12 protein-coding genes and 1 pseudogene are annotated in these 10,098 nt (G+C 72.2%); 6 read left to right on the forward strand and 7 right to left on the reverse strand.

Annotation, left to right across the window (positions count from 1 at the left end; all coding sequences use genetic code 11):
* Positions 1–87 precede the first annotated feature (87 nt).
* The 3 genes from QNO09_RS22315 to QNO09_RS22325 all read left to right on the forward strand — a co-directional run bounded on the left by QNO09_RS22315 (position 88) and on the right by QNO09_RS22325 (position 2,374).
* A complete protein-coding gene (locus QNO09_RS22315; RefSeq protein ID WP_283972005.1) occupies positions 88–843 on the forward strand; it encodes a GOLPH3/VPS74 family protein in 756 nt (251 codons plus the stop codon).
* A gap of 283 nt (positions 844–1,126) precedes the next feature.
* Positions 1,127–1,984, forward strand: a complete 858-nt coding sequence (locus QNO09_RS22320; protein WP_283972006.1) for a helix-turn-helix domain-containing protein — start codon at positions 1,127–1,129, stop codon at positions 1,982–1,984.
* A 198-nt stretch (positions 1,985–2,182) separates the two neighbouring features.
* Positions 2,183–2,374, forward strand: a complete 192-nt coding sequence (locus QNO09_RS22325; RefSeq protein WP_102912542.1) for a DUF397 domain-containing protein — start codon at positions 2,183–2,185, stop codon at positions 2,372–2,374.
* A 112-nt stretch (positions 2,375–2,486) separates the two neighbouring features.
* Here QNO09_RS22325 and QNO09_RS22330 read toward each other — a convergent pair whose 3' ends face one another.
* The 3 genes from QNO09_RS22330 to QNO09_RS22340 form a co-directional block, all read right to left on the reverse strand.
* On the reverse strand, positions 2,487–3,356 hold the full coding sequence (locus QNO09_RS22330; protein WP_283972007.1) for a MerR family transcriptional regulator: 870 nt from the start codon (positions 3,354–3,356) through the stop codon (positions 2,487–2,489).
* Between the two features lie 96 nt (positions 3,357–3,452).
* Positions 3,453–3,956, reverse strand: a complete 504-nt coding sequence (locus QNO09_RS22335) for a glutathione peroxidase (protein ID WP_283972008.1) — start codon at positions 3,954–3,956, stop codon at positions 3,453–3,455.
* 9 nt (positions 3,957–3,965) lie between these two features.
* Entirely contained in the window at positions 3,966–4,958 is a 993-nt protein-coding gene (locus QNO09_RS22340) for an ArsR/SmtB family transcription factor (protein WP_283972009.1), read from the reverse strand.
* A gap of 77 nt (positions 4,959–5,035) precedes the next feature.
* Between QNO09_RS22340 and QNO09_RS22345 the strand changes: the two genes are divergently transcribed.
* On the forward strand, positions 5,036–6,238 hold the full coding sequence (locus QNO09_RS22345) for an MFS transporter (protein WP_283972010.1): 1,203 nt from the start codon (positions 5,036–5,038) through the stop codon (positions 6,236–6,238).
* A gap of 11 nt (positions 6,239–6,249) precedes the next feature.
* On the opposite strand, the gene QNO09_RS22350 is transcribed toward QNO09_RS22345, so the two are convergent.
* The 4 genes from QNO09_RS22350 to QNO09_RS22365 all read right to left on the reverse strand — a co-directional run bounded on the left by QNO09_RS22350 (position 6,250) and on the right by QNO09_RS22365 (position 8,954).
* Positions 6,250–6,747, reverse strand: coding sequence for a MarR family winged helix-turn-helix transcriptional regulator (locus QNO09_RS22350; RefSeq protein WP_283972011.1), 498 nt, complete (start codon positions 6,745–6,747; stop codon positions 6,250–6,252).
* 44 nt (positions 6,748–6,791) lie between these two features.
* Entirely contained in the window at positions 6,792–7,475 is a 684-nt protein-coding gene (locus QNO09_RS22355) for a hypothetical protein (protein ID WP_283972012.1), read from the reverse strand.
* Positions 7,476–7,541: 66 nt separating this feature from the next.
* Positions 7,542–8,342 carry an SAM-dependent methyltransferase gene (locus QNO09_RS22360; protein ID WP_283972013.1) on the reverse strand — a complete coding sequence of 267 codons (801 nt, stop codon included), beginning with the start codon at positions 8,340–8,342 and terminating at the stop codon, positions 7,542–7,544.
* A 126-nt stretch (positions 8,343–8,468) separates the two neighbouring features.
* Positions 8,469–8,954, reverse strand: a complete 486-nt coding sequence (locus QNO09_RS22365) for a hypothetical protein (protein ID WP_283972014.1) — start codon at positions 8,952–8,954, stop codon at positions 8,469–8,471.
* Between the two features lie 95 nt (positions 8,955–9,049).
* Here QNO09_RS22365 and QNO09_RS40020 point away from each other — a divergent pair, with 95 nt between their 5' ends.
* On the forward strand, positions 9,050–9,898 hold the full coding sequence (locus tag QNO09_RS40020) for a phosphorothioated DNA-binding restriction endonuclease family protein (protein WP_502962335.1): 849 nt from the start codon (positions 9,050–9,052) through the stop codon (positions 9,896–9,898).
* Positions 9,899–9,927: 29 nt separating this feature from the next.
* Positions 9,928–10,098: pseudogene (locus QNO09_RS22370) on the forward strand (DNA-directed RNA polymerase subunit alpha); the annotation flags it as partial.

Consider the following 10,098-nt stretch of genomic DNA (forward strand, 5'->3'; position numbering starts at 1 on the left):
CTGGTTCCACTACGAACCGGTCACGCACCCTCGACAGACCAATGTGAGAGGGGTCACCCTGTCTTTCATCCACGCGGGGAGGCATGGATGGGCAGGAGCCGCAGAACACTTCCGGAGGAGCTTCTGCTGCTGGCGTTGGACCCGACCACGGGTACCACCGCACAGCCGCAGTCGCTCGACCTCGGTCTGGCCGGAGCACAGCTAGTGGAGCTGGCGCTGGCCGGACGGATAGCCCCAGACGGGGATCGTATCGCCGTGGTGGCACCACGGCCGACAGGAGATCCAACACTGGACTGCGCATTGGAGTTGCTGCGACGGCGTGGCGCTCCCGTGCGCGCCGTCCACTGGATCGGCGGGCCGCGTCTCGGGCTCCGCCAGACCTACCTCTCGCATCTGGAGCGGTGCGGCATGGTGCATGCCGTGGCCGGCCAGATGTGCGGAGTGCTGCCGACGACTCGCTACCAGGCGACGGACACCGAGATCAGCCGGGAGATCAGGGCCCGGCTGGACTCCGCGATCCGCACCGGCGTACCGCCGGACCCGCGGACCGCGGCGCTCGCCGCCCTCGCTCACGCGGTCGGCCTCGGCAAGCACCTGTACCCGGGCAATGAGGGGCGTTCCTCTCGATCCCGGCTGCGGGACCTGATCAGGCACGACCCCATGGGCGGCCTCGTCGCGCACGCGGTGATGGACGTCCAGAACGGCGTTGCGGCCCAGCCACGCCGTAACCCGGCACCGTCCGGCCGTCAGGCCGCCGGCGGAGCCAGGCCCACATCGGAACCCGCCCGAGGCGTTCCGATGCAACCGCGTCACGGAACCATGGCGCGCGTCGCGGCCCACTGAGCCGCGCCGCGCCGGTACGACCTACGACCGGCACACGCACCACGCACCACGCACCACTCGCCCCACATGCACCATGGGGCCCATGAGCCCGGTCACGGGAGCCGCTGTCCGAGCGGGGCGGAGAGAGCGCACACTCTCTCCGCCCCGCTCGGCGTGCCGTGCCCCGAACTGGCGTGTACCCGTCGCATATCCACCGTTTCCCAGCGGTAGTAAGCACCTTGGTGGCAGTCTGCTCAGCAGCAGATACGCAAAGTAGAGGCACGCAGCCGGAGGTGCACGTCCCGTGGCGTCCAATGTCAATCCCACCGTCAGGCGGCGCCGGCTGGGCCAGGAGCTCCGCAGGCTCCGGGAGCTCAAGGGCATGACGGCCGAAGAGGTGGCCGAGCGGCTGCTGGTGTCGCAGTCGAAGATCAGCCGCCTGGAGAACGGGCGGCGCAGCATCAGCCAGCGCGACGTCCGCGACCTGTGCGGGGTCTACGAGGTCGAGGACCAGCGCATCGTCGACTCGCTGATGCAGATGGCCAAGGACTCCCGGCAGCAGGGCTGGTGGCACGCCTTCGGGGACATCCCCTACAGCGTCTACATCGGCCTGGAGACCGACGCCGAGTCGCTGAGAGTGTACGAACCCCAGATCATCACCGGCCTGTTGCAGACCCGTGCGTACGCCGAGGCCATCATCCGCGGCGGTTCGCCCGAGGCGTCGGAGGCGGACAACGACAAGCGCGTCGAGGTCCGGCTGCGCCGACAGGGCCGGATCACCGCCGACACGGACCCGCTGCGGCTGTGGGTGGTCCTGGACGAGGCGTCCCTGCACCGGATCGTCGGCAGCCGGCCGGTGATGCGCGAGCAGTTGGAGCACCTCATCGAGATGTCGCAGCTGCCCCACATCACCGTGCAGGTCCTGCCGTTCGAGGTCGGCGCGCACGCGGGCATCAACGGCCAGTACTCGATCCTGGAGTTCGCCGACGCCGCGGATTCGAGCGTGGTCTACATCGAAGGCGTCACCAGCGACCTGTATCTGGAGAAGCCGCTCGACGTGCAGAAGTACACGGTGATGTACGAGCACCTGCGCGCCCAGTCGCTGAACGTGGACCAGTCCCGGCAGCTCATCGAGCGGGTGGCGAAGGAGTACGCGCGCTGACCTGACGTCGGGCGCGGACCTCTGGTGGGGCGAAAGCGCGGGATGTTACACCCCTGACACGCCTGACTGGAAGTCTCCCCTGGAATATGCCATCCAGTCGAGTGAATGGCTGCTCCGAGCGAGGAGGTTGGCGAGTAGCGTCGATCACGCCAACCATCAGCACCGGTTGGCGTAAACGCAACTGGCAACGGAGCGAACATGGCAATTCGTCTGGGCGCCACGGAAACGTGGACGACGTCTTCCTACACCAACAACAACGGCGCGTGCGTGATGGTCAGGTCGACCGTCGACGAGGCCCTGGAGCTCGGGGACACCAAGATCCCCGAGGGCCCCAAACTGGCGTTTCCCGCCGACGCGTGGAGCGCCTTCGTGGCCTCGGTCAAGGCCTGATCCCCGCGATCGACAGCACGACGAGCACCACAAGCACCACCGACAGAGCCCTCTCGACCAGAATCGCCGTCCTTGCCGAGAGGGCTCCGCTTGTGCCCGCGGAACTCCGGGATCAGCTCACCGGGAACGCCACGTCACACACCGGGTCCCCAGGGCCCGTCGCCGCCCAGTCCGCGAAATAGAGCTCCCGGCAGGGGCCGGTCGCCGTCAGCCCCTCCGCCGCCATCCACTCCTCCACCGCCTCGAAGGCGGCCAGGATCTGCGGGTGCGCCACCTGCGCCTTGGCGATCCTGGTGTAGGCCAGCCGCCGGGCCGGCTCCACCCGCACCGCCGTCTCCCACGCCTTCCCCCGCCGCTCCGCCCAGGCCCGGGCCGCCGCCTCGTCGGCCACCGGCACGCATGCCTCCGCGGGGCCGTCGCTCTCCATCGACACCTCCGCGTGATAGGCGACGTACGGCACCCCGGCCACGCCCCCGCACTCCCGGGCCGCCTCCTCCAACCGGCCCAGCGCCGCCCCGATCCACGCCGGCAGCTCGTCCGCCAGGGTGTGCCGCTTCTCGGAGATCACCACCTGGGCGGGCACCTCCACCGTCTCGACCGTGAACTTCCCGTACATCTCGGAGCTCCTCCCCGACAGCCGTCCACGGAGGTACTCGGCGAGCGTCCGCTGCCCGGCCACCCGCGCCTCGACGTCCGCCCAGTACGCGCCGAGCAGTGCGGCGGCCGAGGGCCCGTCACCGGCCGCGACCACCTCGGCGATCCGGGCGAGCGGCATGTCCAGCTGCCGCAGCAGGGCCACGAGCCGGGCCCGTTCGACCTGCCCGGCGCGGTAGTAGCGGTAGCCGGTGGCCGCGTCGACGTGCGCCGGGGCCAGCAGGCCCAGCCGGTCGTACAACCGCAGCGCCTTCGCCGACAGGCGGGCACGCGCGGCGAACGCCCCGATGGTGAGCAGTTCCAGGTCCCGTTCCGGTCCGTCCACCACGGCATCCCATCCTCCGTCGTCGGGCGGCTCTTCCGCCCGACGACGAGGACACTCGGGCCTGTCCCAGGGGCAAGGTCAACGCCCCGCCGGCCGCCTTCAGGCCAGCTGGGCCTCGATCGCGGCCACGACCTGCGCCGAGTCCGGCTCGGTCTGCGGCGAGAAGCGGGCGACCACCCGGCCGTCGCGGCCGATGAGGAACTTCTCGAAGTTCCAGCGGATGTCCCCGCTGTGGCCCTCGGCGTCGGCGAAGCCGGTCAGGCGGTCGTACAGCGGGTGCCGCCCCTCGCCGTTGACCTCGACCTTCTCGGTCATCGGGAAGGTCACGCCGTACGTCGCCGAGCAGAACTCGGCGATCTCGTCGGCACTGCCGGGCTCCTGCCCCAGGAACTGGTTGCAGGGCACACCGAGGACGCTGAAGCCGCGCGCGGCGTACTGCTCGTGAAGCTTCTCCATGCCCGTGTACTGCGGGGTCAGGCCGCACTTGGAGGCGACGTTCACCACGAGCAGCACCTTGCCCGCGTACTGGGACAGGTCGGCGGAACCGCCCTGCAGGGCACCGATCTCGACATCGAGGGGAGAGGAACCGTTGGTAGTCGTCATGAGCAGACCCTAGCTCCGCCGGGTGCCGGGCCGGTCGCGGGCCTCGGTGGCCTCCACCAGCACCCGCCCCGCCGCCGTCCGCGAGTACAGCACCGACCTGCCCGCCCTGCGCCGCTCCACCAGACCGGCGTCCAGCAGCACCCGCAGATGCCGCCCGACCGAGCCGAGCCCCTGCCCGGTCACGGCGACCAGCTGGCTGGTGCTCAGGGGCGAGCCGAGCCGGACCAGCACACCGGCGCGGGCCGCGCCGAGCAGCGCGCCGAGGCTCGCGGGCACCGGCCTGCCGCCGGGATCGGCCAGCGCCCCCGTGCACGGGTAGACCAGCGCGTACCGGGCCGTCCCCTCCCAGGCCACCCAGCCGACGCGCTGCGTCGTGACGGGCACGAACACCAGCTCGGCGCCGGACAGCTCACGCGGCGGGTACTCGCGCGCGTTGACCTGGAGCCGGTTCTCCCCGAGCCACTGCGTCCCCGGCCGCAGCGTGTCCAGCGCGGACGCCCAGCCGCCACTGCTGACCTGTGCGGTCCGCGCGACCACATCCGCTTCGAGGACGCGCCGCCGCTGGGGCCAGTACGGCCGTACCGCCGTCGTCCAGACGTACGTCAGCAGGTCCGCGGCACGCTCCGGGAGGTCGTCCCGGTGCAGCGGGGCCGGGACCGGGCCGCGCAGCGAGACGGTGAGGTCCGTGCGGGCCGCCGCCGGATCGGCCGCCCGCACCCGAGCGACCCCCTGCTCGAAGGTCTCCCCGTCGCGCGGGGTGGGGGAGAGGAAGTCGGCCGTCCATTCCCGCCCGATCCCGGCGCCGATCAGCCGCGCGGTCACCGGGTCCCGCGCCAGCCGCCGCCGGTAGGCCGGCAGATGGGCGTCGAGCCACCGTCGCTCGCCCGGATGCGCCGCCTCGGCCGCCTGCAACAGCCGCAGACTCGCGAAGGCCTCGGCGAACGGCGAGATCACGAACCGGCTCCCGGCCAGGGTGTCGGCGTTGATCTGCCACCAGCCCACCGGCCACCTCCTCCCCGAGGTTTCGCGTCAGTGCGAAACAGTAACCGCGCGAGTGAGGGCGCCGAAGACTCCGCCCCATGCGCAGCTACCGCGAACTGTTCCGAACCCCCGAGATCACCCCGTTCCTCCTCGCCGCGTCCGCGCAGACGGTCGCCCAGACCATGGGCGGACTGGCCCTGGGCACCCTGGTGTACCGGGCGACCGCGTCACCGCTGCTGTCCGCGGTGAGCATGTTCGGCTCGTCGCTGGTGCAGGTGCTGGGCGCGACCTTCCTGCTATCCGCGGCCGACCGGCTGCCGCCGCGTGCCGCCCTGACCGCCCTGCCCCTGCTGTTCGCGGCGGCCACGGCCGCCCTGGCCCTGCCCGGTCTGCCCGTCGGGGCGATCTTCGCGATCGTCCTCGCCAAAGGGCTGGTGGAGTCGGTGGGCGGGGGAGTGTGCTGGGGCCTGCTCAACGAGATCCTCGCCAAGGACGGCTATCTGCTCGGCCGCTCGGTCTTCAACATGATGAGCGGCCTCATGCAGATCACCGGCTACGCGACCGGCGGCGCGCTCGTGGCCCTGCTGTCCCCCCGGCTGTCGCTGCTGGCGGCCGCCGCCCTGTACGCCCTGGCGGCCGTGGTCGTCCGCCTCGGCCTGACCCGCCGCCCGCCCCGTACGACGGGCCGCCCCTCGGTGTCGGCGACCTGGCGCGCCAACGCGCTGCTCTGGTCCTGCTCGCCCCGCCGCCAGGTCTTCCTGGCCCTGTGGATCCCCAACGGCCTCGTCGTCGGCTGCGAATCCCTCTACGTCTCCTACGCGCCCGCCTCCGCCGGCACCCTCTTCGCCTGCGCCGCGCTGGGCATGCTGGCCGGGGACGTGCTGGTCGGCCGGGTGCTCCCACCGGGCCTGCGCTCCCGCCTGGGCTTCCCTCTCCTGCTGCTCCTCGCCCTCCCCTATGTGCCGTTCCTGCTGCACCCGGCGCTTCCCCTCGCGGCGGCCGCCGTCACGCTGGCCTCCGTCGGGTTCGGCGCGAGCCTCGTGCAGCAGGAACGACTGGTGGCCCTCACACCCGACGGGCTCACGGGCCATGCCCTGGGGCTGCACTCGGCGGGCATGCTCACGATGCAGGGAGTGGCCGCGGCGCTGGCGGGGACACTCGCTCAACTGACCTCCCCTGCCGGGGCGATGACCGCGCTGGCCGTCGGGTCGGCGGCAGTGACGTCGCTGCTGATGGGCGCGGCGAAGCGGGAGGAGCTCGGACGGCGCGCTGCTGAGACGAGCCCGCCGGGCGGCTCCTGAGGGGGTGTCCGCTAGTCCGTGCCGGTGCCGGTGCCGGTGCCGGTCACCGGAAGCGGCCCGGCCTCGACGAACACCTCGGGAACCTCGTTGTCCACCACGACCCGGGACAGCAGCACGGCCAGCCGGCCCCGCTCGGCGGCGCTCAGCCCGGACGGCAGGGCCTCCATGCGGCGGCAGGTCTCGGCGTAGAACGTCCGCGCGAGCGCGGCCCCTTCGTCCGTCAGGCCCACTCGCACGGCCCGTCCGTCGCGGGGGTCGGCCTCCCGCCGTACCAGTCCCCGCCGGGCCGTCCGGTCCACCAGCCCGGTCAGGCTCGACTTCGCCAGCCCGAGGGTCTCGCCGAGCTCGCTCATCCCGTAGGGCTGGGCCATCAGCACGCACAGCAACTGGCCCTGCTGCGGAGTCAGTCCGTGGGCCCGGCTGGTCTCCGCGTACACACCGTCGACCAGGAACGCCGCGCGTACCAGCGCGGCGACGACCCCCACCTGCCCGGCTGCCCCGTTCCCCATCGGGTCAGGGTACCGACCGGTCAGTCCCGTGAGGGGCGGGCGGGTCACTCCTCCTCCGGGGCCTCGCCCTCGATGAGGCGTTCCGCGATGTCGTCGGCCCACTCCTGGGCCCAGCGGCGCAGTTCGGGTACGGCGGCGGCGTCGAGACCGTGGACGGTGAAGGCCCTGTCGTCCAGCCAGTCCGTGCCGGTCAGCCGGGCCTGGAGGTCGGTGAGGTCGAAGCTGTCGGGTGCGTGGCGGCGGCCGAGTTCCTCCAGTTCGGGGCGGCTCCAGCGGGCCGAGGCGGCGTGCACGTCGACCAGGTCGCGTGCGAGTCCGCGGTCGGCCAGGTCCCGTACCCGGGTGCCGACCAGGTCGTCGAGGGAGAGCGCCGGACCGAGCTCCGTCGGCACGGGCGGGCGCCACAGCATCTCCTTGTGGACGCCGACCTCGCACTCCGCGCCGCTCGCCGCGTCGGTGACCAGGAACTGGGCGGACAGCGGCTCGGTCTCCAGGGTCCGCACGAGCCAGCCGCGCCCCACGAGCCCGGATCGGACGCTGCCGGCGATCACCTCCATCGCGGCCGGGTGCTCGGTGGCCACGTCCACGTCCCGCCCGGCCCGCTCCACCAGGCCGTGCGCCAGCACCGCGTAGCCGCCGGCGAGGACGAGAGCGTAGGCCTCACCCACCGCCAGCAGATCACCGAGAAGCCGGCCGGCGGGCTCGGAGACGGGGGGAGGGGCGGGCATGTCCTGATTATCCCGTGGGGGCGCGGAGGGGCTGGGGTGATCGGCCCGGACGGGTGAACGGGGAGCCTACGGCTTCCGTCCCACCCCGCAGTACGCGTCCACGGCGGCACCGGAAGCGGCGTCGCCGGAAGCCTCCGGTCGCCACTCGGGCACCCGCACGACCCCTGGCTCGGCCAGGTCCAGGCCCTCGAAGAACCCGGCGATCTCGGCGACCGTACGCACGTGGTACGGCACCGCCCCGCTCGCGTTGTACGCCTCCGACGCGGCGATCATGCCCTCGCTGGTCGCGGTGCTGTCACTGATCACCAGGTGGCTGCCGGCCGGAAGCCCGGCCATGAGCCGCCGCACCAGCTCGCGCGCCTGCTCGTAGTCGGCGACGTGGCCGAGGGTGTTGAGGATCATCAGGCCGACCGGCCGCGACAGGTCGAGTGTGCCGGCGGCGGCCTTGAGGACGGCCTCGGGGTCGTACAGGTCGGCGTCCAGATAGGCGGTCCTGCCCTCGGCGGTGCTGGTGAGCAGCGCGTTGGCGTGGGCCAGCACGACGGGGTCGTTGTCCACGTAGACGATCCGGGCGTCGGGTGCGACGCGCTGCGCGACTTCGTGGGTGTTGTCGGCGGTGGGCAGGCCGGTGCCGACGTCCAGGAACTGCCGCACACCCTGCTCACCGGCCAGATACCCGACGGCCCGCCCCAGGAACCGGCGGCTCGTGACCGCCACGTCGACGAGCCCAGGGAAGATCGACTTGATCTGGTCGCCGATCTCGCGGTCGACCTCGTAGTAGTCCTTGCCGCCGACGAAGTAGTTCCAGAAGCGGGCCGAGTGCGGCGTGGAGGTGTCGATACGGTCGCGCAGCCTGTCATCGGACACGGCGGGGCCTCCTGTGAGGGTGAGGAAGGGGGACCGCACACCAACCTAGAAGAACTCCCGGATGCTGTACGGATGTAGCCCCTCCCGCCACCCGCCCGGCGTGGAGTTTCGGCCACGGCCCGGGTGTTACACCCCGCGGGAGGCCAACCCGCCCACGTCTGTGCCGGCCTCGTGCCCGTGGCGCTGGGTGACCAGCCAGAACGCCCACGCCAGGGACCACAGCAGCAGCCCGGCGGCGACCGGCGTACCGAAGATGATCAGCAGCCCGGCTCCGATGTTGGCTCCGATGCTCCCCGCGGTCAGGATCCGCCACCCCACCCCGGCCAGGAGCCCGAGCACGACCAGCGGTCCGAGCACCCCCCACCAGCGCCGGTCCATCACCCCGCGCAGCGACCCTCGCACGAGCACCGTCGCACCGGCCGCCGCCAGCACCAGCGCGAGCCCTCCGGCGACCGCGGCCACGCCGTCGCCGATGTCCCACGGCTGGAACGCGTAGTCGAGCTCACCCGCCGGCAGCCCGTCGTGGTTCTGCTGTCCCATCAGCCCCCAGGCGGCCACGGGCACCGCACTGACGAGCGCGGCCCCGGCCGCCACCATTCCCCGTTGTGTCATACGCCCAGGATCGAGGAGCGGGGCGGGGGCCGTCATGAGCACGCGTACTCAAGTACGACGGACACCAGGGCGCATGAGCATCCCTTGCGGTGCGGGTGAAGTCCGCGTACGCGAGGTGGGCGCCGCCGATCGCGTCCCTCCGCCACGCCATCCGGGAGTTGCGCGACTACACCGATCCCGTGACCACCGCCCACGGTGACGCGGGGGTGAAGCGCCGGTTCACCGAGAACCGGCCGCTCGGTGGCCCCGCCGAGCCCGTGTACGACCTGCTCCGGCACTCCGCCGTGACCCGTCTCGCCGTGGGCGACGAACTCGTGGACACCTTCTTCGAGGACATCGACGCAGCCCCGCTCCTCATCGACGTGGGCCTGGGCGAGAAGGACCCCGCCGAACCGCCCGGCGGTTCCGGCACCGCGCCGGAGAAGTGGCTTCCTGGACCGCCATCCGGGCGTCCCTACGACGCTGGGTTGGGCCGTCGGGAAGGTGCAGGAGGCCGGCGTTGCCGCGGGATCCCCGCTGGGCCTCGGCGGTGCGCGGGACGCGCAGGGGCTCGTAGCGGGCCGGACGGCCGGGGATCGCCTCGCCCTGCGCGCGGCGCAGCACCGGACGACCGCGTGGGCATGCTCACCGCCTGGGCCGCCCATCAGGAGACGGCGACCATCGCGGTCGCCGAGTGCTGGCTGCCGGACGGTGCCCCGTGCCGGGAAGCCGCCTGGCAGGGAGTTGCACACCGGCCGCTTCAACGGGGCTCCCGCCGGGCCGGCCGGGAGCCGGCCCGGACTCTTCTCGTGGACCGAACGGCCGCGCGGGGCACGGAAGAACACCACGGAGGGCCGCCGGTGAGGGAGCCCCCTCCTGAGCAGGGCCGGGCGAGGTCGGGTGGTTCGGCCGCACAGCAGGCCGAACCACCCCGTACCCTTTGTGGTGTCTACGGCGTCACATAGCGGGCGCCACACACTGGAGGCAATACCTCGTGCTGATTGCTCAGCGTCCCTCGTTGACCGAAGAGGTCGTCGATGAGTTCCGCTCCCGGTTCGTGATCGAGCCGCTGGAGCCGGGCTTCGGTTACACCCTCGGCAACTCCCTGCGCCGTACGCTCCTGTCCTCGATCCCGGGTGCGGCGGTCACGTCCGTCCGTATCGAC

Origin of the sequence: Streptomyces sp. 378, assembly GCF_030124145.1 — a bacterium.
Taxonomy (GTDB): Bacteria; Actinomycetota; Actinomycetes; order Streptomycetales; family Streptomycetaceae; genus Streptomyces.

Excerpts from the sequence above, each read along its gene's own strand:
- QNO09_RS22315 (WP_283972005.1), top strand. The coding sequence starts at position 88 with ATGGGCAGGAGCCGCAGAACACTTCCGGAGGAGCTTCTGCTGCTGGCG.
- QNO09_RS22325 (WP_102912542.1), top strand. The coding sequence starts at position 2,183 with ATGGCAATTCGTCTGGGCGCCACGGAAACGTGGACGACGTCTTCCTAC.
- QNO09_RS22335 (WP_283972008.1), bottom strand. The coding sequence starts at position 3,956 with ATGACGACTACCAACGGTTCCTCTCCCCTCGATGTCGAGATCGGTGCC.
- QNO09_RS22345 (WP_283972010.1), top strand. The coding sequence starts at position 5,036 with ATGCGCAGCTACCGCGAACTGTTCCGAACCCCCGAGATCACCCCGTTC.
- QNO09_RS22350 (WP_283972011.1), bottom strand. The coding sequence starts at position 6,747 with ATGGGGAACGGGGCAGCCGGGCAGGTGGGGGTCGTCGCCGCGCTGGTA.
- QNO09_RS22355 (WP_283972012.1), bottom strand. The coding sequence starts at position 7,475 with ATGCCCGCCCCTCCCCCCGTCTCCGAGCCCGCCGGCCGGCTTCTCGGT.
- QNO09_RS22365 (WP_283972014.1), bottom strand. The coding sequence starts at position 8,954 with ATGACACAACGGGGAATGGTGGCGGCCGGGGCCGCGCTCGTCAGTGCG.